Annotated in this window: 21 protein-coding genes; 9 read left to right on the top strand and 12 right to left on the bottom strand. The window is 63.5% G+C overall.

The features are described 5' to 3' along the window. Positions 1–362: 362 nt before the first annotated feature. Entirely contained in the window at positions 363–2,231 is a 1,869-nt protein-coding gene (gene gatE / locus ACERI1_RS04130) for a Glu-tRNA(Gln) amidotransferase subunit GatE (RefSeq protein WP_373616776.1), read from the top strand. Between the two features lies 1 nt (position 2,232). Here the strand turns inward: gatE and ACERI1_RS04135 are convergent, their stop codons facing one another. Further along, positions 2,233–2,715 (bottom strand): Lrp/AsnC family transcriptional regulator, encoded by a 483-nt coding sequence (locus tag ACERI1_RS04135; protein WP_373616777.1) that lies wholly within the window; start codon positions 2,713–2,715, stop codon positions 2,233–2,235. Between the two features lie 180 nt (positions 2,716–2,895). Here ACERI1_RS04135 and ACERI1_RS04140 point away from each other — a divergent pair, with 180 nt between their 5' ends. Continuing rightward, complete coding sequence (locus tag ACERI1_RS04140; RefSeq protein WP_373616778.1) at positions 2,896–3,849, top strand: DMT family transporter; 954 nt, start codon at positions 2,896–2,898, stop codon at positions 3,847–3,849. Between the two features lie 141 nt (positions 3,850–3,990). Beyond that, entirely contained in the window at positions 3,991–4,650 is a 660-nt protein-coding gene (locus ACERI1_RS04145) for an HTH domain-containing protein (RefSeq protein ID WP_373616779.1), read from the top strand. Between the two features lie 26 nt (positions 4,651–4,676). On the opposite strand, the gene ACERI1_RS04150 is transcribed toward ACERI1_RS04145, so the two are convergent. Together ACERI1_RS04150 and ACERI1_RS04155 are read right to left on the bottom strand one after the other, a co-directional pair. Beyond that, on the bottom strand, positions 4,677–5,708 hold the full coding sequence (locus tag ACERI1_RS04150; RefSeq protein WP_373616780.1) for a hypothetical protein: 1,032 nt from the start codon (positions 5,706–5,708) through the stop codon (positions 4,677–4,679). A 92-nt stretch (positions 5,709–5,800) separates the two neighbouring features. Next, the gene (locus ACERI1_RS04155) at positions 5,801–6,577 is read right to left on the bottom strand and encodes an RNA methyltransferase (RefSeq protein ID WP_373616781.1); all 777 of its coding nucleotides are present in this window, start codon (positions 6,575–6,577) and stop codon (positions 5,801–5,803) included. Between the two features lie 1,055 nt (positions 6,578–7,632). Between ACERI1_RS04155 and ACERI1_RS04160 the strand changes: the two genes are divergently transcribed. The 4 genes from ACERI1_RS04160 to ACERI1_RS04175 all read left to right on the top strand — a co-directional run bounded on the left by ACERI1_RS04160 (position 7,633) and on the right by ACERI1_RS04175 (position 12,543). Further along, positions 7,633–8,862, top strand: coding sequence for a Cdc6/Cdc18 family protein (locus ACERI1_RS04160; protein ID WP_373616782.1), 1,230 nt, complete (start codon positions 7,633–7,635; stop codon positions 8,860–8,862). 214 nt (positions 8,863–9,076) lie between these two features. Continuing rightward, positions 9,077–10,288 carry an AMP-binding protein gene (locus ACERI1_RS04165; RefSeq protein ID WP_373616783.1) on the top strand — a complete coding sequence of 404 codons (1,212 nt, stop codon included), beginning with the start codon at positions 9,077–9,079 and terminating at the stop codon, positions 10,286–10,288. Positions 10,289–10,345: 57 nt separating this feature from the next. After that, positions 10,346–11,539 carry a dihydropteroate synthase gene (gene folP, locus ACERI1_RS04170; protein ID WP_373616784.1) on the top strand — a complete coding sequence of 398 codons (1,194 nt, stop codon included), beginning with the start codon at positions 10,346–10,348 and terminating at the stop codon, positions 11,537–11,539. Between the two features lie 296 nt (positions 11,540–11,835). Next, positions 11,836–12,543 (top strand): 6-hydroxymethylpterin diphosphokinase MptE-like protein, encoded by a 708-nt coding sequence (locus ACERI1_RS04175; RefSeq protein WP_373616785.1) that lies wholly within the window; start codon positions 11,836–11,838, stop codon positions 12,541–12,543. A gap of 46 nt (positions 12,544–12,589) precedes the next feature. On the opposite strand, the gene ACERI1_RS04180 is transcribed toward ACERI1_RS04175, so the two are convergent. After that, positions 12,590–12,736, bottom strand: a complete 147-nt coding sequence (locus ACERI1_RS04180; RefSeq protein ID WP_373616786.1) for a hypothetical protein — start codon at positions 12,734–12,736, stop codon at positions 12,590–12,592. A 182-nt stretch (positions 12,737–12,918) separates the two neighbouring features. Further along, on the bottom strand, positions 12,919–14,082 hold the full coding sequence (locus tag ACERI1_RS04185; RefSeq protein ID WP_373616787.1) for a tubulin/FtsZ family protein: 1,164 nt from the start codon (positions 14,080–14,082) through the stop codon (positions 12,919–12,921). A 280-nt stretch (positions 14,083–14,362) separates the two neighbouring features. Here ACERI1_RS04185 and ACERI1_RS04190 point away from each other — a divergent pair, with 280 nt between their 5' ends. Both ACERI1_RS04190 and ACERI1_RS04195 read left to right on the top strand, forming a co-directional pair. Further along, positions 14,363–15,760 (top strand): deoxyribodipyrimidine photo-lyase, encoded by a 1,398-nt coding sequence (locus ACERI1_RS04190; protein WP_373616788.1) that lies wholly within the window; start codon positions 14,363–14,365, stop codon positions 15,758–15,760. A gap of 155 nt (positions 15,761–15,915) precedes the next feature. After that, positions 15,916–16,224, top strand: a complete 309-nt coding sequence (locus tag ACERI1_RS04195; RefSeq protein WP_373616789.1) for a HalOD1 output domain-containing protein — start codon at positions 15,916–15,918, stop codon at positions 16,222–16,224. A 70-nt stretch (positions 16,225–16,294) separates the two neighbouring features. On the opposite strand, the gene ACERI1_RS04200 is transcribed toward ACERI1_RS04195, so the two are convergent. From ACERI1_RS04200 to ACERI1_RS04230, 7 genes are all read right to left on the bottom strand, one after another. Then, on the bottom strand, positions 16,295–17,263 hold the full coding sequence (locus tag ACERI1_RS04200) for a sugar phosphate isomerase/epimerase family protein (protein ID WP_373616790.1): 969 nt from the start codon (positions 17,261–17,263) through the stop codon (positions 16,295–16,297). 179 nt (positions 17,264–17,442) lie between these two features. Continuing rightward, complete coding sequence (locus ACERI1_RS04205; RefSeq protein ID WP_373616791.1) at positions 17,443–17,688, bottom strand: hypothetical protein; 246 nt, start codon at positions 17,686–17,688, stop codon at positions 17,443–17,445. Between the two features lie 69 nt (positions 17,689–17,757). Further along, complete coding sequence (locus ACERI1_RS04210) at positions 17,758–18,825, bottom strand: Gfo/Idh/MocA family protein (RefSeq protein WP_373616792.1); 1,068 nt, start codon at positions 18,823–18,825, stop codon at positions 17,758–17,760. A gap of 327 nt (positions 18,826–19,152) precedes the next feature. Next, positions 19,153–20,340, bottom strand: coding sequence for an ABC transporter ATP-binding protein (locus tag ACERI1_RS04215; protein WP_373616793.1), 1,188 nt, complete (start codon positions 20,338–20,340; stop codon positions 19,153–19,155). A gap of 4 nt (positions 20,341–20,344) precedes the next feature. After that, positions 20,345–21,391, bottom strand: coding sequence for a carbohydrate ABC transporter permease (locus ACERI1_RS04220; protein WP_373616794.1), 1,047 nt, complete (start codon positions 21,389–21,391; stop codon positions 20,345–20,347). Further along, positions 21,391–22,470: a carbohydrate ABC transporter permease gene (locus ACERI1_RS04225; protein WP_373616795.1), complete on the bottom strand. Its 1,080-nt coding sequence runs from the start codon at positions 22,468–22,470 to the stop codon at positions 21,391–21,393. The genes ACERI1_RS04220 and ACERI1_RS04225 overlap by 1 nt, the downstream gene beginning before the upstream one ends. Next, positions 22,471–23,928, bottom strand: a complete 1,458-nt coding sequence (locus ACERI1_RS04230; protein ID WP_373616796.1) for an extracellular solute-binding protein — start codon at positions 23,926–23,928, stop codon at positions 22,471–22,473. Between the last annotated feature and the right edge of the window lie 119 nt (positions 23,929–24,047).

A 24,047-nucleotide genomic window follows, 5' to 3' on the forward strand; every position in this document is an offset into this window, starting at 1 on the left:
GTCGGTGGGGATGGGACGGCACTGACTACTCAGTCGATAGTATCGCAGTTCCTGTATTCAGACGAACGGCTGACTCGCGGTAAGTACAGCAACCTCTTTTACCGGGGTCCTCCCTCGTTCGCGTTGCTCACTCGGTCGAACCCCGGCAAAACCCGTTGATGCAAAAAGACCGCCGTCGCGAGGTGAAACCCCGCTCCGGCGGCGAACCGCTCGCTTCGCTCGCGGATGCTTGTTTACCGCCTGCCGTTCAATAAGCATCTGTAGTTCCGAATCGGACGTTCAACGATACCCAGCGGTATGTCACCGACGACCCGCGAGCGGACTGGACGGTTTTTTACCCCTCCGCCACCGAGTGGCCGCCAATGACTGAGTACGATTACGAGGCCCTCGGACTCGTCGCCGGGCTGGAGATCCACCAGCAACTCGATACGGCGACGAAGCTGTTCTGCCAGTGTCCGACCGACCTCCGCGAACCCGACGCGGCGACGCGGTCGTTCACGCGCTATCTCCACCCCACCCGGAGCGAACTGGGCGAACTCGACGACGCCGCCGTCGAGGAGAGCATGGTCGAACGAGAGTTTGAGTATCTCGCCTACGATTCGACGTGTCTCGTTGAGGAAGACGACGAGCCACCACACGAACTCGACGACGAGGCCCTCGAGACGGTGCTCGAGATCGCCCAGCTGATGGACATGAACCCGGTCGATCAGGCCCACGTCATGCGCAAGATCGTCGTCGACGGCTCGAACACGAGTGGCTTCCAGCGCTCGTCGCTGATCGCCACCGACGGCGAAATCGAGACGAGCGACGGGGCCGTCGGGATCGAGGATCTCATGCTCGAGGAAGAGAGCGCCCAGCGCGTCGAAGAAACCGACGACGGCGTCCGCTACAGCCTCGACCGATTGGGAATCCCGCTTGTCGAGATCGGGACCCAGCCTGACATCTCCTCGCCCGAACAGGCCCTCGAGGCCGCCGAGCGGATCGGGATGCTGCTGCGCTCGACGGGCAAGGTCAAACGCGGCCTGGGAACGATCCGCCAGGACGTCAACGTCTCCATCGAGGAGGGCGCACGCGTCGAGATCAAGGGCGTCCAGAGCTTAGACGACATCGACGACATCGTCCGCAACGAGGTCGGTCGGCAGGCCGAACTCGTCGAGATTCGTGACGAACTCGAGGCACGCGAGGCGTCGGTCGGCGAGACGCAGGACGTGACCGCGGTCTTCGAAGACACCGACAGCGGCGTCATCCGCGGCGCGCTGAACGCAGGTGGCTCCGTGATGGCGGTGCCACTGTATGGCTTCGACGGCCTCGTTGGCCGTGAAATCGCGCCCGACCGACGGCTCGGCACCGAGTTCTCGGATCACGCCAAGCGCCACGGCGCGGGCGGGATTTTCCACACCGACGAACTCCCTGCCTACGGCGTCACCGACGAGGAAGTGGCGGCGCTGCGCGACGCAGTCGGCGTCGATCCCGCAGACGCCGTCGCGATCGTCGCCGACGAGACTGACATCGCCGAGAATGCCATCGACGCCGTCGCCGACCGGGCTGCGACCGCGCTCGAGGGCGTCCCCGAGGAGACCCGCGGCGCGAACGACGACGGGACCACCCGCTACCTCCGTCCCCTTCCGGGGGCGGCGCGGATGTACCCCGAGACGGACGTGCCGCCGGTCGAACCGGACCCGAGCGACGTGCCCGAACCCGAACTCCTCACCGCAAAGGTCGAGCGCTATCAGGACGAGTACGATCTCGGCGAAGGGCTAGCCGAACAGGTCGCCTACGGGAAGTACATGCCGCTATTCGAGGATGTAGTTGCCGACAGTGTCGATCCGACGCTGGCTGCGACGACGCTCGAGTCGACGCTGACCGAGCTCCGGCGCGACGACGTTCCCGTCGAGGCGCTCACCCGCGAGCACATCGAGGACGTCCTCGAGATGGTCGACGACGGCGACCTGCCAAACGAGGGCGTGCCGGACCTGCTGACGGTGCTGGCCGAAGCGCCGGCCCAGACAGCCGAAGCGGCAGCCGAAGACGCCGGACTTGGCGGTGCCGACGAGGACGAGGTCCGCGAGGCCGTCGTCGAGGTCGTCGAGCGCAACGCGTCGCAGGTCGAAGCCGAGGGGATGCAGGCGTTCTCCGGGCTCATGGGTGAGTGTATGGGTGCGCTCCGCGGGAAAGCGGACGGTGACCTCGTGAGCCAGCTGCTCCGTGAGGAAATCCAGAAGCGAGCCTAAGTCAGCCCTCGACTAACTCCTCGAGCAGCGTCTCGAGACTGTAACTCTGCAAAGCGTCTCGTTCTTCGACCGCTGAGATGACGAACGTCGAGACAGTTCGGTCGACGCCCTCGAGTTCCTCGAACTCGGCGATCAGCCGCTCGACCATCTCGCTGCCGCTCAGTCGCGCGACGACGATGAAGTCCGTCTCGCCCATCGTGAAGTAGACGTTCGTGACACCCTCGACGGTCAGGAGCCGATCCGCGAACTCCTCGTAGGAGCCCTGGTAATCGGCGTGAATCTCGACTAAGACGGTGACGCCGAGGCCGAGTTCCTCGAGATCGATGTCGTAGCGGTCGTTTGCGATGATTCCCTCCTCACGAAGGTTGTTGAGCCGATAGTGGATCGTCGAGACCGGAATCCCGGTCGCTTCGTGGAGTCGCTCGGGGCTCCCTGTCTCGAGTTCGGCGATCGCCTTGAGCAGGCGCACGTCGCGGTCGTCCATACGACCGCGTCGGACGGCAGCGCGTATGTGTCTTCCGACCGACGTAATTGGAGTGATCTACAATATACTGCCTGACTGTGAACCCATCTTCGGATAGTATTCGTATGTGTGATTTGTAATTCGGGAATATACGGTCGCTTGTAGAAGGGTCTAAGTATCGCAGTCGGTTCCGAATCGAATATGAATCTACTTGGATCAATGCCAGATGGATATCGCGAGGCGACACTCTTTTCGATCCTCGCGCTCTGCTGGGGGAGTTCGTTCGTCGCGATCGAGATCGGCCTCGAGTACGTGCCACCACTGCTGTTCGCCGGGCTTCGCTACGCGCTCGCGGGCGTAATCGTCCTCGGGTACGCGATCGTCGTGGCCGATCGCACGCGACCACGAGGGAAGGCGGAGTGGCTTGCCGTCACGGTTGCTGGCGTCTTCGTCATCGCGCTCTATCACGGGCTCTTGTACCTCGGAGAACTGTACGTCTCGGGGGCCGTCGCAGCGACCGTCGTCAGTACGGCGCCGATCCTGACAGCAGCGTTCGCCGGCATCGTCCTCCCGTCGGAACGAATCGCGCCCGCTGGCATCGTTGGCTTCGTGCTTGGACTCGTCGGTGTAATCGCGATCGTCCAGCCCTCACCCGATGCGCTCGCTGGTGAGGTCACCGTCGGCGCTGTCCTCGTGTTCGCCTCCGCCGTCGCGTTCGCTCTCGGCAGCGTCCTCGTTCGACCGATCGACGCGGCGGCGTTGCCACTCGAGACGCTGCAGGCCTGGGCGATGCTCATCGGCGCGGGTGTGTTGTTGGGGTGGTCGTTCCTCCGCGGCGAGTCGGTCGCGGCAGTCGAACTGACCACCGAAATGCTGCTCTCGTTTGGCTACCTGACGATCATTTCCGGCGTGTTCGCCTTTTTGCTCTACTTCGAACTGCTCGAGCGAAGCGGTGCAACGCAGGTTACCCTCGTCAGTTACGCCGAGCCAGTCGTTGCGATGGGTGTTAGCTGGCTTGTGCTGGGACACGTCGTCGACTCGCTGACGCTCGTCGGGCTGGTGACGATCCTCGCAGGCTTCGTCGTCATCAAACGCCGAGCGCTCCGATCGTTGCTCCGCTCGCTCCTCGAGGGACGGTCGGCTGCGACCTCGTGAGTAGGTTCGGTGTGTACACAGACACACCGTCCACCAGTCTTTGTGGTTTGTCACCATTTGTCAATTACGGGGCGAGAATCCCCGAATATCTGCACCGGCGGAAACATTTATCAGCACGCACGTTGGCCGATTGCATGACCAATGTCCGAGACGCGAGATTCCGAGACAACGGCGCTTACAGCGGTTTGTCACGTGCGCGCACCGTTACTGCTCGAGCCGATCGACGAGCAGGTCGAGACGCTGCGGGCCTGTGAATCCGAGAGCGCGATCGACGAGTTGCTGCTTCGAAGCTGGCCCCAAGAGGTCGCGCTGTCCGATGAAAGCCCCTATCAGGAAGTCATCGACACCTACGAACGGTTCACCCAGTGGGCCGACGAGCGCGGCGTCAGCGTCCAGCCGCCGTTCCGCGAGCGATCGACGACCTCGCAGGTGACCGGTAAGACGCGAGACCGGCTGGTGACACCGCTTTTGTGTCTCGAGGTGTACGCCGACGACGAACTGGTCGGCGTCTTCCCCCACACGGACGAGCGAACCGAGGAGACGTACACGACCGACGAGGCGATTGCCACGCTCAGAACCGATGAGGTGCCGGAACCGCTCGGCTCGGTCGCACGCGAGGCAGAGACGGCTGCGACATCGAATACGTGTCCTGACTGTGGCGGGACGCTGGTCGACGGCCAAGGGCTGTTCGCCTGCAGTGACTGTGGCTGGATCGGCACCGTCACCGAGACCGGTCGGTACGAACCACAGCCGGATGAACTCACGAGCGAGCGCGAACCGACACTGATCGCGACTCGATAATCAGCGACCCAAGACGACCGCCGCGCCTACTCGCGTGCGAACTCCTCGCCGTACTCGGCATCGACCGTCACGGTCGTCTCGGCGCGGTCGAACGTGGCCGAATTTGCTTCCGTTCCCAGCGATGACTCGAGTCCGTCTTCGTCGACCAACTCGTCACTGCTGTAGCTGACAGTGACGCGTGCGGTTGCGGTATCGCTACTGGTGACCGACAGGGTTTGATAGACGCCGTACGCGCCCTCGAACGCACCAAATTCGAACTGCAATCCGTTCCCGTCGTTTGTCTGATCGTCCGAGAGCGTCCCCGACGCGAACGCGTCGTTGTCAGTGTAGAGACAGCAGGCGATCCCGCTGTTTTCACCGGCTCGAAGCAGTCGCTCGAACTCGGCGTCGGCCTCGTGTTTCGGTAGTCGGTCGCCGGCTGCCGTCGCGACCGTTCGCTCGACGGCAGTCATTGGATCGAACGACGAGTCGTCCCCGTTCGGATACGAGTACGCGTACACGTCGTCTGCAACGCCGACGATCTCGTCGCTGGCGCTGTCGGCGTAGACGGCGTAGCCGTCGGCCTCGGCCTCGAGACGGTAGCCTGCGGCCTCGAGAGCGGACGTGATGCCGTCACGGTCGTACGAGCCGACGAGTGCGTACACGCCGTTGGCGTAGACGAACTGTTCCTCGCCGGTTTCGGTCTCGTTGTTGTCGTCGTACGCACTGACTCCGGCGGAGTTGGCGAGCTGTCCGAGCCCGTACGAACAGAGGAGTGCAACGACGACGGGATTACCGACGAGTGGATCCGTCGGTTCCTCGCCCGCCTCGGCACCCTGATCTTTGATCAGGGTAGACATCGTTCGGATGTCGATCGCCCCGTAGAAGTACTTCGGGCGGTCGGTCGTCGACAGCATCGAGGCGTACGGTGGTAAGTCGCCACCAGCCGCGTCGGTGGATCCATCGGTGGCGGGATCCGTGCTATTCCCGTTTCCGTCGGACGATTCCGAGCAGCCGGCGAGAAACGCCATTCCGCCGGCCAGCAGTCCCAGCGCGTTCCGTCGACGAAGATTAGTCATCTCGTGGTGATGGTCACTGAACCCGTATTATTGTACTGGCCTGCGGGCGATGACCCGTCCACGTGTCCCGTTATGATCGACTCGCGGTCCTGTTACGACTGATCCGCGTTCTCGGCCGGTCGTTCGGTCGCCCGGCGAAGTATTCCGAGTAACGTGTTTGCCTCGCGTTCGGTCAGGTCTGCCCGACCGAACACCCGTCGGACCATCCGCATCGTCTTGTCGTGCTTTTCGTCGGGATGGTTGAGTTCCTCGAGTAAGGCACCCCACTGATCGTAAAGCCGATCGACGGTCGGTTCGGGGGCACGGACGCGCTCGAGGTCGGGCAACTGCGTCTCGTCGCCGAGGGTCAGCGATCGGAGTTCGTAGAGCGTGATCGTGGCTGCCTGTCCCAGGTTGAGCACGGGGTAGTCGGTGTTTGCCGGGATCGAGCAGATTTCGTCGATCCGGGCGAGTTCCTCGTTCGTCAGGCCGACGCGTTCGCGCCCGAAGACGAGGGCGGTCGGTGCCTCGACGGTCGGCAACCGGTCGGCGAGGTCTGCGGGCGTCGAGTAGGGAAATCGCATGTGGCTGTTGTCGTCTTCGTTCGTCACCGCCGTACAGCCGATCGTGTGATAGTGTTCTACGAGATAGTCGAAACTGATCTCGTCGGCGTTCGGGAGGATATCCTCGCGAGCGTGGCCCGCGAAGCCGTAGGCCTCGCCGTCGGGGTCGAGTTCGGGCGGATCGACGAGCAGGAGGTCCTCGAAGCCGAAGTTCTTCATCGCGCGGGCGATCGTCCCGACGTTGCCGGGCGACTGTGCGTCGACGACCGCAACCGACGGCGGTGTTCGACTCGCAGGTGGGTCGGCTGGTGACGACTTGTCGGTCATTGGCTCGAGGATGTGACGTGCTCGAGACAGGGCAGTGCTGTCAGGTCGCCGTCCGCTTCGGTCGCAAACGGCGGTCGCGACTGAAACGCTGTAACCATCGGATTCATAGCTAGGTTTCAGCGCGGGACCGTCAAAAGAGACGCGTTCACGGTTCGATGGCGTTGGCGAGGAGCGGGTGAACCGTCTGTCACTGATTGCTTGGCTGTGTGTCGTTTCGACACCGGTAGTGGGCCAGTAAACGATGGTCGCAGGACTGATCTGTCGTTCACTGTATCTATTCTAGCTTTCTCTAGATTCTAGTCTAGAGATTCTACTAGATATAGACATTCGTGATCTAGATACTAGATATTCTAGGGAACGGTACGATAGTGACTGCTAGTGAGCGAGGTAGAGCATAGAGGTCTATAGAGACGCTACCGAGCAGGTCTGTCTCCAAAAACCGAACGATAGGAAAGCAGACGGGGGACACTAGCGGATGTATTTTCGGCTCGAGAGACGTCAGAACGGGTTGTGACACGGATATTCGGCCTAAGTGCCGAGTGTGAGAGGGACACACCCCCCTCGCGTTTGTAACACTATCTACGTCTGGGGACCCTGATTTGGAACACACCAGTATCGCGGATGTAAAATCGGTGCAAAATCGGGATTTCACTGCCGAAATCTGGTGATTCATCTCGACCACCCCCTCCCTCTCGCCGTTACAAACGCGAGGGGGGTGTGTCCCCGGTCGCTGATCGGCAAATCGTTTGTTCGACTCTCCCTCGAGAGGGTTTGTGGCAGTCTCGAGGGTATTCTGTCCGTGGCTGTTGGACGTGATCGCCGGTCCGAAACCCCGGACAACGGGTTGCTGACCGGGTCATGCCTCCGAGCTTTACACCCGCGACGGGGGTGGGGGTGTCCATCGCGGTCGATTAGAAGCGCGAGGCCGGCGTTTCGGGAGATTTTCGGTCAGGCGGCCACGACCTGCCTGTTGAGTCGCTCTGACGGCGAATTTACACCCGCGATCGATCTCCACAGGTTTATTTCAATCCAGTTGAAAGGGGCGGAGTAGTGCAATGTCCGCCAACGACGATCGAGACCCGCTCTTTCGGTACGACGATCCGGTCTTTGCCGACGAGCGTCTGCTCGAGATCACGCACCTGCCCGGTCCGGATCGGATCGTCGGGCGCGACGAGCAGATGCAACGGGTTGCGGACGCCCTGAATCCGGCGATCTTCGGGAGCGAGCCCAACCACCTGTTCATTTTCGGGAAGACCGGCACCGGCAAGTCACTTATTTCGCGATCGGTCACCCAGCGCGTCATTACGGAAGCCGAACACGACGACGTCACCGTGAAGTACGCCTTCATCGACTGTGGCGAACAGAACACAGAAGCGTCGATCGTCAAGACGATCGCCCAACTCGTCAACGAACCCGACGAGAGCGGGGTCACCGTCCCCGACCGTGGCCTGGGCACCGGCGATTACTACAAGCGCCTCTGGCAGGCCGTCGACCACTGTACCGACGTCACCATCGTCATTTTAGACGAAATCGACATGCTCGAGGACGACGAAGTCCTCCGCAAACTGTCGCGAGCTGGGGAGAACCGACGCATCTCTGACTCGAGCATCGGCATCATCGGCATCTCGAACAAGATCGATTTCCCCGATCACCTCTCCGAACGCGTCAAGTCGAGTCTCTCGCGGGACGAACTCGTCTTTTCGCCGTACGATGCGAATCAACTCGTCGAGATCTTGGAGAAACGCCGCGACGCCTTCCACGACGGCGTGCTCTCCGACGATGTGATTCCACTGACCGCCGCGCTCGCAGCCCAGGAACACGGCGACGCGCGCAAGGCGATCGACATCCTTCGGAACGCTGGCCGGATCGCCAAGAAGCGAAACGAGTCCCAGGTCACGGCCGACCACGTCCGCGACGCCAAAGAGAAGACCGAGGCCGACCGCTTTAACGAACTCATCGAAGGCTCGCCCCAGCAGGCCAAGGCGATCCTCTACTCGCTGACGCTGCTGACCGAAAACAGCTCGGAAAAGGAGTTCCCGACGAAGATCATCTACAACCAGTACAAGGAAGTCGCCCGCCAGCTCGACTTCGACGTCCTCTCCGAACGCCGGGTCCAGGAGATCCTCCAGGAACAGAACTTCCTCAACGTCATCCAGTCCGAACGCGAAGGCCGCGGGCGCGGCCGCGGCGCACACGCGAAACACCGCTTGCTCGAGAATCCCTCGATCGTCAAGAAAGTCCTCCTGCGGGATTCGCGGCTGGCCGTCTTGGAAGACGACGAGTAGCGGGCCCGCTGCTGGTTGCGCCTGGGTTTGGTCTGTCGACAACTCTCATCCTACCTGGAACGGTTACATTTTCCAATCAGTCTCCCTAGACGACTACTGGTCCTTATATATTGGCCGCGTGGTGGTAGAAATCACTATAATATGAACAAACGAGTGGTAATTCAGATTGTGATGAAATCTTATAGCACTATAGTCCAATATCGGCCTACAACTGATGACGAACTTCGTTACCGAACTCCAATCGTCTGTGATGGCAAACCGGACGGCGGTCGCACTCGAGCGCGACGGCTCGATGACGTTTTCACAGCTGTGGTCCGCGACGAATTCGTTTGCGGGTGGGCTCACGAACCGGGAAATCACGGCTGGCGACCGCGTGGTGATCCACGCGGCGAACTCTCGAGCCGTGCTGATCGGCGTCTACGGGGCGCTTAGAGCCGGTTGCGTCCCCGTTACCCTCCCTCAGTCGTACGAAAGCTGGGACGTCAGACACGTCTTGAACGAGACCGAGGCGAAGGCGCTCGTCACCGACTCGAGCCCGATCATGGGCCTGCTCGCGAGCAGCGAACCGTTGCGCGTCGCGGTCACTGTCGACAGCGACGCACGGATGGGGATCGACCTTCCCGACCTCCTCGACAACGGCGGGATGAACGGCGCGAACTCGCGGACCGGGATCGATATCGTGCGACGGGCGGACGACGCGCCGGGGCTGATCGCGTACCTCGAGCGGGATACCGACGAGCCGATCGCCGTCGTCTACACGCACGCTACTCTCAGCGCTAGTGCCGCTGCCGGGGCGACGATCTGTCGAGACGAGGAGAGCGCCACGCTCGAGGCACATCTCGGCGCGTGCCGACTGTCAAACCCGATCGAACTGTTGTTCGGCGTGAACGCGACGCTCGTCAGCGGCGGGCGATACCGACCGGTCGCGAGCCCGGACTCGGACACGATTCGGTCGTTGCTCGTCGCCACCGATGTCGATCGTGCCTTCGTTACACCCGCGCAGTACGATGGGCTCCGGGCGAGCGGGACGAGCATGGCCAGACGCGGACTCGCGATCGTCGACGCGACACCCACGACGACCCCCGAACAGGTGGCCGAGACCGACGACGCCGTCCGCCTCGTCGGTCGTCCGGAGACCGGGATCACCCACGTTCGCACGCGAGCCGATATCGACACCGGCTGGCTCGGTCGACCGCTGTCCGGCGCTCGAGCGCGCGTCGTCAGCGGCCCGACGGATGGGGAACTCGCGGTCGGAGGGCCGGGTGCCATGGACGAATACTACAACCGACCGGCGCTGACCGACGACGCGACCGTCACCATCGACGGCACGCGCTGGCTCAGAACCGGCGTTCCCGCAACCGCCCGCGATGGGACGGTCTTTCTCAGCGAGGACGCCGACACTGCCCGTGAGACGGCGGCGACGTGAGCGAGCACCGTTCGCCGGAACCACGATACCTTTTGGCGTCGCTTCCACAGACGGGATATGGACAGCGTCGACGCCGCCGGACTGGGGATCGGTGACGAGTATCCGCCCCGGATCATGGGTGTGTTGAACATCAGCGAAGAGTCGCCGTACGATCCGAGCGTCTACGACGACCCCGGCGAGGCGGCCCAGTACGTCGACGAGGAACTGATCGACGAGGGAGCCGATATCGTCGATATCGGCCTCGAGTCGGCGAACAAACGCTTCGACGTGCTCTCGGCCGAAGAGGAACTTGACCAGCTTCACCTCGCGCTCGAGACGATCGAGAGCGTCTCCGGAGATGCGATCTTCTCGATCGAGACCCGCTATGCGGCAGTCGCCGACGAGGCCCTCTCACAGGGCTTCGACATGGTCAACGACATCTGTGGCTTCGCCGACCCGGAGCTGCCCGCGGTCTGTGAGGACCACGACGCGGCGGTCGCGAAGATGGCGAGTCCGCCGGATATCGAGCGACCGGGTGCCGTCGAGGAGACCGACTGGGCTGCCCGGAAATCGACCGCGTGGGCCGCCGAAGCCGACTACGTCGATCAGGTCTCCGAGGCACTGAAACAGAACGGCTTGACCGACAAGACGATCATCGACCCTGCCTTTGGCGGCTGGAGCGAGGCCCAGACGCTCGCCGACGACCGTGAGACGTTCCGCCGACTGCGAGAGTTCCGGGCGCTCGAGCGCCCGATGCTGGTCTCGATCAACCGGAAGAACTTCCTCGGCGAGATCGCCGGTCGCGAGACCGACGAGCGACTGCCAGTCAGCCTCGCGGCGACCTCGATGGCCGTCGAACGCGGCGCACACGTGATCCGGACCCACGACGTGGCCGAGACGCGGGACGCGGCCCTGATCGGCAAGGCGTTTACCGAGCGTGCGAGCGCGACCGCAGACGGTATCACGATCTCACAACTGGACGTCACCTCCACTCGCGAGTTCCGAACGCAGCTCCGCGAGCGCGGCATCGATCCCGCGATTGCCGACGACTGGCAGGGTCAACTGCTCGAGCTCGATGGCCTCGATCCCGAGGCGATAGATCGGCTTGTTGCCATCGCGACCGAGCAGGGAGTAGTCGTCAGACGCACGGCTGACGGGGCGTGCTTGCTCGTGGGATCGACAGCCAACGTTTCCGCCGTTGCTGGCGCGCTCTCGTCTGAAACCGATTGTCTTGGAAAGCTCGGCGAGAAGCTGTCAGGGGTGCTGCGTTAAGAGAAAGCTTATGCCGGATGATTCAAAATGGTGGAGTGGACGCCGGGCGGCCTCCCGGGTAGGGGTACTTTGGAGGCGACCCCCGGCCCACAACACGGAATTATTGTGGTACTACACCGATCAGTGACAACTGTGGCAAGCCGTGTATACCGCCAGTTGACAGTCGCGGATACTGAGACGGGCTCCTATCAGTGGGTGTCGGTGGGCCCGCGACTGTCCTGCGGTCGGGCCGGGACATCGGGACAGCAGACCGTCTGAGACCGAACACACAAAGCGATCGCCCGACGAGATCGTCTATGGAGTTCGACGAGTGGGAACCGGTCTACGAGACGATCCTGGACGATTTCGGCTACGACCGCGCTGGCGACGAACGCGGGCGCGATCTCCTCGCGTCGTTGCTCGAGACGTCGTTCGACCCCGCCGACCTCTCGATCATCCGTGACGCGACCGTCGCTGTTGCCGGTGCCGGTCCCTCACTCGAGACCGAGCAGGCTCTCGAACGAGCACGCGCAGCCGATGTCGTCGTCGCCGCGTCGACTGCCGTCGATACCCTCGCGAGCGACGGGATCGACGTCGATTGTATGGTGACCGACCTCGACAAGAACCCCGACACCGTCGTCCGACTCACCCAGCGCGGCGTGCCGGTTGCAGTCCACGCCCACGGCGACAATCTCGAGTCGATCCGCGAGGTCGTTCCCGACTGTGACGCTGCATTCGTCCTGCCCACGACCCAGGCCGCACCCCGCGGCCCGGTCCGAAACTACGGTGGCTTCACCGACGGCGATCGCGCGGCCTTTCTCGCCGACCACCTCGGCGCCGCGAGCCTTACGTTCGTCGGCTGGGACTTCGACGACCCCGCGGTCGACCCCGTGAAAGCGCACAAACTCGAGTGGGCCGAGCGGCTGCTTATCTGGCTCGAGTCGCGCCGCGACGAGCGCTTTGCGGTCCTCGACGGTCGGCGAGACGCGATCGAGACAGACGCGATTCCCGTCACGGAGCCGTAGCGCCACGCTACCGGGTCCGTTCTACGCACTGTCGGCTGCGTGTGGCTCACCGGATTCGATATTCGACGATGTCGCTGCTGCCACAGGCCGGACACGTCGACACGGACTCGAGCGTGGTCCCACACCGCCGACACTCCTCGATGACTGTTCGCTCGTCCGTCCGAAACAGGACCGTCTCGAGCGCTTTCCGCACTGTCGACCGCGTCGTAGTACCGTTCTCTCGACTCCGCATGACTGGTCCGTTGCGAATATCACAATTCGTTATTGTCTCGTTAGACAGACTGACATGAGATTCGATATCGATACGACGCGGTAATCGGCTCCTACGGCCTCGAGATCGCGACCCGCTCGCCGACGAGACGAATCGCTTTTCGCTTAAAATAGTGCGTCGAGTTCGCCGCCGGTGTCCATCAGCGACGCGAACTCTTCGTCGGCGCTGGTCTGGACCTCCGTGGTCGTCTCCTGTGTCTCGATCGCGACCTGCTGGAGCCGGTCGATCCGCGGCACGTCGGTCACGCCCGACAGCAGGACGATCGCACCGACTTCGTCGCGATCGGGGAGGGGGTAGTCGCCGCCGCGGATCTCCATGCTTCCGGTCTCATCCTCGAGCCACTGGCGACCGCGCTCGACGCCCTTGCGATTTAAGTGGGACGGCGGGCCGGTGGCGACGACGAGCCCACGATCTGCGCTGGCGACCTCACAGGGAAGCGTCAACCGCCCGAGAGTGGCCTTCCGGACGAGGCTGGTTAGCCGGTTGGTCGCTTCCCCTTCATCGAACGTCTCGTCGCTGCTGGTCAGCGAGGAGAGGAGTCCGTCGTTCGTCTCGACGGTTTCGCTCGCGTAGCCGATCGTGGAGACGCCGCTGCTCGAGAGCGTGTTGATGATCTCCGAGGAGTCGACGACGCTCTCGGCAACGTGGTCGCCCTGCTGGACCTCGCCGGCGGCAAAGAGGAGGCCGAACCGCTCGGCGATTTCGCGGTTGATGCGGTCGTAGCCGCTGCCGACGGACTCGCCGGCGCTGCGCCAGGCGTCGTTATCGAAGACGAGCAGGTTGTCGACCTCGTCGACGAACGTCCGGAACGACCGGGCGGCGTTGAGTGTGTAGATGCTGCCCTCGTCCGTTCCGGGGAGGAGACCCAGTCCGTAGACTGGCTGGGTGTAGATCCGCCGCAGCTGTCTCGCGAGGACCGGTGCGCCGCCGCTGCCGGTGCCGCCGCCCATACCGGCGACGACGAGGAACGCGTCGATCTCGTGGGCCGGAACCCGGTCGATCGCAGCCTGAATCTCGTCGCTGTCCGATTTAGCGATTTCTGCGCCGAGTTCGTTGTCCGCACCGACGCCGTGGCCCTTGACGCGAGCCTGCCCGATGAGGACGCGGTTTGCCATCGGAACGTGCTCGAGTCCTTTGAGATCCGTCGTCGCGGAATTGATCGCGATCGCCGATTCGACGAAGCCGCCGTCGATCCGAGCGTCGAACGCCAGGAACTCGTCGACGACCTTTCCGCCCGCTTGACCGAAGCCGATGAGTGCGAGTTTCATAGCTGTCTCTCGTGGCCGTTCCCTGGAGTGGCTGCGGTCGACCGGTGAGGGTCGGCGCGCCCCGTTGTCATGGGAACGGGTTCCACACCACGACGGTCCGGGGACGCAGGCATTGTTATGACCGGCATACAAATGGAGTAAAGACAGTCATGGACTCATTATACTCATCGAACAGCGACTTTCATCGATCAACGATCAGTGGTGAGTTGCTCGAGCCCTGCCGTCGCTCACGGATCGCCGGAAACACGATGTTTTCCCCGCTCGAGTCGTCACGTCACGTGTGATCGTACACTGGCACCGTCGGGATCTCCGCCCGAGCGACAATCGCGGGCTCGCACGCGCCGCGAGCGATGGGCCGGTCGTCCCGCTTTTCGTTCTCGATCCGACCGTCCTCGAGTACGCCTCGCCGATCCGGGTTGCGTGTCTGCTCGAGGCCCTCGACGACCTGCGGGCGTGGTACCGCGAGCACGGAAGTGACCTGCTCGTCGTCCGAGGTGAGGCGAGTGCGGTCGTCCCCGAGGTCGCAGCCGAGTACGACGCGACGCGCGTCGTCTGGAACGAGGACTACAGCGGGCTCGCGCAGGACCGCGATCGGGCGGTTCGGGCGGCGCTCGAGGATGCCGACACTCCGTGTGAGTCGATCCACGACGCGATCCACCACGAACCGGGGTCGATCACGCCGAATCAGGGCGCACACTACTCGGTGTTTTCGTACTTCTGGAAGAAGTGGCGCGATCGCGAAAAACGGGACCCGGTCGACGAACCCGATCCGGGCAACCTCGCTGCCGTCTCGGGTAACCCGATCCCGTCGCTCGCGGACCTGGGGTTCGACGCCCCCGAGGCGACGCCGCCGACGGTGACGACGGCAGCGGCTCGAGAGCGCGTCGCGGCGTTCTGTGCGGGGCCGATCTACGACTACGCGGCGCGACGCGACTACCCCGCCGAGAGTGGAACCTCGCGGCTCTCTCCCCATCTCAAGTGGGGGACGATCGGCCCGCGAGAACTGTACGCGGCGACCGACCGAGCCGCCCGGCGGGCGGAGACGGACGACGACCGCGAGAGCGTCCGTGCGTTCCAGCGCCAACTCGCCTGGCGGGAGTTCTACGCCCACGTGCTGGCGTTCAATCCCGAGACCGTCACCGAGAATTTCAGCGGCTACGAGAACGAGATCGAGTGGCAGAACGATCCGGTCGAACTCGAGGCCTGGCAAGCCGGCGAGACGGGGTATCCGATCGTCGACGCGGGGATGCGCCAGCTTCTCGCGGAGGGGTGGATGCACAACCGCGTGCGGATGCTCGTCGCCTCCTTTTTGACCAAGGATCTCCTGACCGACTGGCGAGTAGGATACGACTGGTTCCGGCAGCAACTCGCGGATCACGACACGGCAAACGACGTCGGCGGCTGGCAGTGGGCGGGCTCGACCGGCACCGACGCTCAGCCGTACTTCCGGGTGTTCAACCCGATGAAACAGGGCCGAGAGTACGATCCCGACGGCGAGTACATCCGTGAGTACGTCCCCGAACTTGCCGATGCGACCGCCGACGAGATCCACAGCTGGCACGAGTTAGCGCCGGCTGAACGAGAGGAGGCCGCCCCCGCGTATCCGGCACCGATCGTCGACCACGCCGACCGTCGGGAGCGGGCGATCGACCTGTTCGAACGGGCGCGCGGTGAATGATCGGCGTCGCGGGTGTACAACCTGCTGTCGCCGTCGATCCGGCACGTGATTCTCGAGCAGTTACCACCGGACATCGAGGATAGATAATCACTCCCAGTCAGTAAATTACTGTATTCGCCATTATCCTTATCAACGTGAATCCCTACAGGACTAGTATGTCCACTCCGGACGAGACGTCGATGCTCGATGGGGGGTGGTCGCCGTCACAGGCGATCATTGAAGCCATCGCTGCCGAGGAGGGCATCGACGTCACCGATGTCGAGCCCCCGGAGTACGACCCGCTGTTTACGGTGGTCAATCCCGAGGCGCTCGACGACCTGTTTACCACCACTGGCGGCGGTGCCAGCACTGTGGTTGTCCATCTCGAGTACGAGGGCTACGAGATCGTCGTCCGCTCTGACTGCAACGTCGAGGTCCGAGATCGTTCGGCGAACGAGTCGGTTGGTCGGCCGATCGAGGAGTAGTCTCGCTGGCTCATACGGTCTGCTGTCACTGGGTTGCGGGTGCGTCGGCACTGACTGACAGGTGTCCGTATCACTCCGCCCAGTATGCCTCACCAGGCTGGGTCTCGAAGATCGCTCGCCCGAGCAGATCAATCGCTTTCTCGAGACCCTCCCGCGAACTGGTCAGGGAGTCCTCGTGTTCGATGCTCAGCGTGCCGTCGTAGCCGATCATCCGCAGCGTGGAGACGATGTCCTTCCAGTGGGCTTCACCGTGACCGTAGCCCACCGAGCGAAACAGCCACGACCGGTTGGGTTCGTCGTCGTACGGGGTCGTATCGAGCACACCCTTTTCGCGGGCCTGTGCGTCGTAGATCTGCGTGTCCTTGGCATGGACGTGGTGGATCGCGTCGTGCTCGCCCAGATATCGGATCGCGTCGGTGATCGTGATCCCCTGCCAGTAGAGGTGTGAGGGATCGAAGTTCGCCCCGATCCGCTCGCCGGTCGCCTCGCGCAGTCGGGCCAGCCCGTGGGGTTCGTAGACCAGCATGTTCGGGTGCATCTCGATCGCCACATCGACCTCGTGGTCGGCGGCGAAGTCGGCGAGCTCGCCCCAGTACTCGATGGCATGCTCCCACTGGTACTCGAGCGCGTCGGCGTGTTGTGGCGGCCAGGGTGCGGTGATCCAGTTGGGCGTCTCGTCGGCTGGACTGCCCGCTGGCAGCCCCGAGAAGCAGGTGACGGCGTCGACCTCGAGCTGGGCGGCCAGTCGGATCGCCTCGCGAAGTTCTGTGTCGGCGTGTGCGGCGCGCTCGTCGTCGGGATGCAAGGGGTTGTTGTGCGTCGCGAGCGCGCTGATCTGCATATCGTACTCCGCGAGCAGGTTGGCGAGTTCGGCCTGTGCACGCTCGTCGTCGAGATACGCCGATCGGGTGAGGTGGGCTTGTCCCGGGTGGCCGCCGACGCCGGGTTCGATCGCGCCGACGCCGAGGCCGTCGAGATACGGCAGGGCTTCCTCGAGCGATTCGTCGGCCAGCGGCGGAGTGTGGACGCCGATCTCCATGGGGGCAGCGACCACACCTGGCGAGATAAAACGACGGCTGGCAGGCACTCGGTAGCGGGCGGCGGGGGTCGACTCCGGTCGCGGTGTCGGACCTAACGGCGTCATACGGACGGCTGTCAGTCAGTGCCGGCGCACCTCCGTTCTGCGGGTGCGCCGGGACCCAGTGACAGCAGCCCGTATCAGCCGCTGATCGTCAGAATCCCGTCGTTGACGGTCACGTCGCTGGCGTTCTCGGGGACGGCAAACTCGAACTGCTCGTCGCCGACGACGACGATCGCCGTGTCGTCGACGATGTCGACCGTCGGCGTCTCGCCGGTGGGGCCGAAATCGACGGCGATGACGCTCTCGTCCTCGTATTCACGGTTGGTGATCGTGATATCTGTCGTCTCGCCGGCTGCAGCTTCCAGTTCGGGTGGTGTTTCCATACGATAGCTTGGTGGCTCAGTACCGTAAATATCGTGCCCGATACTGCTCGGCAGCGCCCCTCTCCGGCATCAGTTCTCGAGCGTGACTGTCTGCCCTTTTTCGCTCGAGTCGTAGATTCCATGGATGACCCGCTGGACTTCGAGTGCCTCGTCGACGGTGTTTTCGCGCTTCCCGTCGTTGATGATCCGGTCGAAAAAGGCCTTCTGCTCGTCCGAATGGGTGTCGTTCTGGCGCGTCTCGACCGACGTGTCCTCGAGGTGGTCGGGGCCGACGCTACTCGCCGAGTAGAGAGAGAGATCCCCTTCGAGGAGGTCGAAGCGGGCGGCGGCGTCGGTGCCGCGGGCGATGAACTCGTGGGTGGCCGGTCGGTTGGTCGCCCACGCGACCTCGAGCGAGATCGTTCGGTTGCCCGCACAGCGAATGAAGGCACTGGCGGAGTCGTCGACGTCGAAGCCACCGGGACCCGCGTCGTCGGCCCACATGTCGAGATAGGCATACTCCTCACGGGAGCCGAACTCGCTGCGAGCCACGCCGCTTACCTCCTCGACGTCGGGGTATCCGAGCAGGTATAACGCCAGATCGATGGCGTGGACGCCCAGATCGATGAGCGCGCCACCGCCAGCGATCTGTCGGTGGGTGAACCACGTCCCTCGACCCGGTATCCCACGTCGCCGGACGTAGTTGGCCTCGACGTGCGACACGTCGCCGAGCTCACCCCGGTCGATACGGCTTTTGACGATTCGAACCGTGTTCGCAAACCGGTTGTTGAACCCCACCATGGCGTACCCCTCCGAGTCCGTTGCCGCCTCGGCGATCCGTTCTGCACTCTCGAGGGAGTGCCCCAGTGGCTTCTCGAGTAAGACGTGCAGGTTGCGCTCGAAGGCATCGACCGCGTACTCCTCGTGGTACTTATTCGGTGTCGTGATGATGACGGCGTCGACGGTCTCGTACAACTCGTGGTGATCGTCGTAGACGTCGACATCGTACCGACGGGCAAAGCGTGTCCGCGCCTCGGCGGAGACGTCCATGCCACCGGCGAGTGTCACGCCGTGCTCGACGAGTCGTTCAGCGTGATACTGGCCGATGTTGCCGAGCCCGATGATCCCAGCGTTGATGTCAGAGCGATTCCGTGTCATTTCGATGTCGTTGGTGTGCTGTCCGCGGTCGTTTCGTTTCAGTCCGATACACCCAGTTCCGCTATATCAAATCATTTGGCTCGAGCGACTTCCATCCATCGCCAAACTGAATGTTGGCCATCGCTTACCCCGTCTGGCCGCCGTTGCGAGACCAGCCACTCGTACGGTCTGCTGTCCCGAGTTCCCGGTGGGCCCGCAGGACGGTCGCGGTTCCACCGACACCGACTGACAGAAGTCCGTCTCGGAGCTGTATTTCGGTCGTACGCGGGGTGACGAGCCACGAGCCGTGTGACACACTCGAGCAGCGCGTGTGGTCTGCCGACCACGTTAGCTATCTGCTTCCGTCGGCGTCGTGCCGGATTCTTGCTCTTCGAGGCCGCTGATGCCGTGGACCAGCGCGTCGCCGGTGGTCGCATCGAAGAGATGGATCTTCGAGCGGTCGAGCACGACGTCGACGTCCTGGTCCGCTTCGATCTCCGTGTCGGGGGTGACGCTCATCAGCAACTGGTTCGGCGACGTGGCGGGGTCTTCCTCCATCGACCCCGCTGCGCCCTCGGCCAGCAGGAGGTAGACGAACACCTCGTCGCCCATCGGCTCGAGCACGTCGGTCCTGGCGTCGATCCGGTCCGTCGGCGCGGCAAGCGAGTCCGCATATTGGGCCATGTGGACGTCTTCCGGTCGAACACCCATCGTGACGGCGTCACCGACCGTCACCCCTGGCAGCCGTGCGGCGTCCAGATCGACGGTGAAGTTGTCCGTCTCGAGGCCACCGTCGATGACTTCGCCGTCGGCGAAGTTCATCGAGGGTGAGCCGATGAAGCCGGCGACGAACCGGTTTGCGGGCTCGTTGTAGCAGGTCAGTGGCGGTGCGAGCTGCTGGAGTTGACCCTCGTTCAGGACGGCGATCCGGTTCGACATCGTCATCGCCTCGGCCTGATCGTGGGTGACGTAGATGATCGTCGTCCCGAGTTCGCGGTGGAGCCGCTGGAGTTCGGTCCGCATGTGGACGCGCAGCTTCGCGTCCAGGTTGGCCAGCGGTTCGTCCATCAGGAAGACGTCGGGGTTGCGCACGATCGCGCGGGCGATCGCCACCCGCTGGCGCTGACCACCAGACAGTTCATCGGGCATCCGATCTAACATCCCCTCGAGTTGCACGATGTCGGCGGCCTGCTCGACGCGACGGTGGACCTCCTCGTCGTCGTACGTCCGGAGCCGCAGCCCGAAGGAGATGTTCTCGAAGACGTCCATATGGGGAAACAGCGCGATGTTCTGGAAGACCATCGCGACGCCTCGATCCTTGGGTGCGAGGGTCGTCACGTCGTCGTCACCGATGTACACCTGCCCTTCAGTCGGCTGTGTGAGTCCAGCGACAGTCTCCATCGTCGTCGATTTTCCACAGCCTGATGGGCCGACGAAGGTGACGAACTCGCCGTCTTCGATCTCCATACTGACGTCGTCGACCGCGGTGACGTCGTCGTAGCGTTTCGTGATGTGTTCGAGTCGTACTCGTGCCATTGGCTTACTCCTTGAGTGCGCCCGCGGTGAGTCCGCTGACGATCTTTTCCTGTGCGATGACCACGAGAATCGCGACGGGGATCACCCCGAGGATGCTCGACGCGGCCATGAGGTTGTACAACACCTGATACTGCCCCTGATAGGCGAGGATGCCGTCGAGGATCGGGGCCCAGTTCTCGGGCTGGCCGTCGGTCATCAGGAACGAGAAGAAGAACTCGTTGTAGACGGCGATAAAGGTCAACACGCCGGCGGTCGCGACGCCGGGTGCCGACAGCGGGATGATGACCCGGAAGAGCGCGCCCAGCCGGGTCGTCCCCTCGACGCGGGCTGCGTCCTCGAGTCCATCGGGGATTTGCGAGTAGAACGTCGTGAGAATGAAGATCGCCAGCGGCATGAAGATCGCCGACAGCGGCGTCACCAGCGCGAAGGGCGTGTTGTAGAGGGTGCCGTCGCCGGTGATCGGCCTGAGAAACGCAAACGAGGTGTTAAAGAGATCGTTCAGCGGGATGAAGAAGGCCGCTGGCGGGAAAAACGAGATGACCAACACCAGCAGCATCAGTGGTGTTCGACCGGGGAACTCGAGGCGACCGAAGGCATACCCCGCGAGGCTGGCGATGACGAGGACGACGATCGTCGAGGCCAGCGCGATCACGAAGCTGTTGAACATGTAGATGTGGAAGGGGATGACTTCGAAGACCTCGACGAACGCGCCGGGGTTGAAGCCGTTGGGCGTAAAGACGATGTCCTGAAGCTGGCCCTCCGGCGTCAGCGCGACCATGAGCAGCCAGTAGAACGGGAATAGCGTGGTAAACAGGAAGAAGATCGCTGCGACGTAGAACATCGCCCGGTAGACCCGCTCGGGGTGTGAGATGGACTTGGAGACCCACTGCTGGAACGGGCCGCGGTCGAGTTCCGCATCGCGGTCGTCCTCGAGGACCGCCCCGCCGTCGGGACGGCGAAGCGTCGGATCATGCGGCTGGCCGCCGTTGCTGTCAGTGTCGCTCGAGTCGGTTGCGGTCGTCGGATCGGTGGAGTCTCTCGGATCAGTCATCAGTACATCCCTCCCTCGGTGTCGCGGAAGAGCAGCACGTACGCGCCGATAATCAGGCCGATGACCAGCGCCGTCGCAAAGGCCACGGCGGCTGCCGTCGCGTAGATGCGCGTGCCGCCGAACATCGCTTCGACGACGAGACAGCTCAGCGACGGCACGGTCGTACAGCCGGCGGTCGATTCGATCAGGCCGTACACTCGCATCGCGTCCATGGTTCGGAACAACATCGCGACCAGCAGGGCCGGCATCACGAGCGGGAGCGTGATCAGTTTGAACCGCTGCCACGGCGAGGCCCCAGCGACGCGGGCGACGTCGTACAGGCTCCGGTCGACGCTCTGGAGCCCCGCGAGGATCAGCAGGGCCATAAACGCCGACGACTTCCAGATATCGGCCACGAGGATGATGATGAACGCGTCCTGACTGTTGGCCAGTGGCGTCCCGCTGAAGATACCGAGACTCTGCATGAGATCGGAGCCGAACCCGACCGTCGGCTGGAACAGCAGGAAGAAGATCATCCCCTGGATGACGATCGGCACCGCCCACGGGAGGATGATCGCCACGCGCACCCAGCGCCGCCCCGTAAACTCCTGATCGAGCACGTAGGCCTGCCCGAACCCGATCACCGTCTCGACGACGACGCTGATGACCGCAAAGGCGAGCGTGACGAACAGCGCCTGCTGGAAGAACGGGGTCCCGAGTTCGATGAAGGGGAACGACGATGTCAGCCCGACGTCGAGGAACTGTCGTGCCAGCCGCGCGTTCCCAGTGAGAATGTCGACGTAGTTCTCGAGGCCGACGAAGCCGCCGAGCGGATCCAGTCCTCGCGTCTGGTTGGCGCGCAGCGACATGACGAACGTCCTGATCATGGGATAGAACGCGACCAGCGTCAGCAACGCGAAGGCCGGCAGCAACAGCAGGTACGCGTAGGCTGCTTCGCTCAGATTCTCCATCCAGTTGACGGCGGCGTTCCCGGTCCGCTCGTGTTCGTGGCTCGTCCCCGTCTCGCCGCCGGTCACCGTTCCGCCGTCAGTCACGGGCTCGGTGTCGGTCGTCGCACCGTCGTCGGTTTCAGTTGCCATTCATGATACCTCCGATTCGCTCTGCTCGAGTTCGTTCGCGAGGTCGTTCATCGCCGCCTCGGGCGCTTGTGCGCCGCGGTAGGCCGCGTTGACCGCCTGATAGATCAGTGCGGACTGTTCCGGCCAGAGGTCGGTCGCCGGTCGTGGGATCGCGTTCTCGCTGGCCGACGTGACTACGTCGGCGTAGCGAGCGACGGGACCGACGTCGCTTGCATCGGCTTCCGCGACCAGATCGAGGTTCGGTGGCAGAAATCCGCCGAGCCGGAAGACGGTGAGCATGACCTCCCTGTTGGCGAAGGCCTCGAGAACCTGCAGCGCCTCCTCCTCGCGGTTCGAAAACGGGCTGACCGCGAGATTCCAGCCGCCAAGTGCCGCAGCGGTGCCGCCGACGTCCGAATATTGGGCCTCCTGTCGGGAGACCGCGTACGGCCTCGTCATCACCCCGAGGTTCTCGCCAAACCCGTCCTCCGTCCCTGTCTCCGCGATCGCGTACGACCAGTTGCGGTTCGAGACGGCCTCGCCGGCAGCGAACGGGCTGAGGGACTGCTGTTCCGTCCACTGGACGACCGCTGACGGGCAAATCTGTGGATACCCATCGAGGGTATTCTCCTCTTCTCCCGCAATGAACGAGCGCATCATCCGGATCGAGTCGATGACCCGCTGATCGTCGACGGTGATCGGCCGGTCACCGGCGGTAAACAGGTTGTCTACCCCGCCGTAGTACGCCCCGCCCCACGACGTCATCACCTCGTTGAAGGTACAGCAGGACAGCCCCTCGTAGGCGGCCGCCTGCGTCGTGAACCCGTAGTCGAGGCCAGCCTGGTCTCTCGCGTCGCGGACCGCAGCCGAAAACTCCTCCCACCGCGGTGGATCTGTCGCCCACCCACCGGTATCGTAGCCGGCGTCCTCGATGAGGTCCTGTCGATACAGGGTAAATCCGAGGTCCGGAAACAGCGGCAGGGCGTGGAGATCGCCACCCTGGGGGTCGCGCGCCGTCTCGAGGATCGCCTCGAGGTAGTTGTCGGTGACGTACTGCAGCGTCTCGTCCGGGAGTTGTTCGGTCAGGTTGACCGTCTGATTCCGAAGGATGAACGGAACCGTCCAGCCGCTGTCCATCATGTGGATGTCGGGTGGGGCACGGCCCGCCTCGAGTGCCGACTGGGTGGTCTGCATCCGTGCTGCGGAGTCGCTGACGACGGTCTGGATCTCGACGCGGATATCCTCGTCGAGGCCGGCGTCCCACAGCGCCTGCTGGATCGACGGCTCGTCGCCATCGCTGTGCATGATCCCCGCGACGTCCGAGGCGGCGGTCATCACCACCGTTCCCGGCTGGCGACCACGCCCGAGACAGCCAGTAACCGCGACGGCTCCGGTCGCGGTCGCTCCTGACGCGACCTTCAGAAACGACCGTCGCTTCAGGCGCGATCGGTCGCGCCCACCGGCAGTATCGCGTCCCATGACCAGTGGTCCGTCCACGGCATCGAACTTAGTTGTTGGTTATAAATACTGTAATAAAATATGACTGTCGAGGTGTCGTGTCGGTTCCGACGAGCCGGGCAACATATCGACAGTGCCGG

The sequence above is a fragment of the Natrinema sp. HArc-T2 genome, from assembly GCF_041821085.1.
In the GTDB taxonomy this organism is placed as follows: Archaea; Halobacteriota; Halobacteria; order Halobacteriales; family Natrialbaceae; genus Natrinema.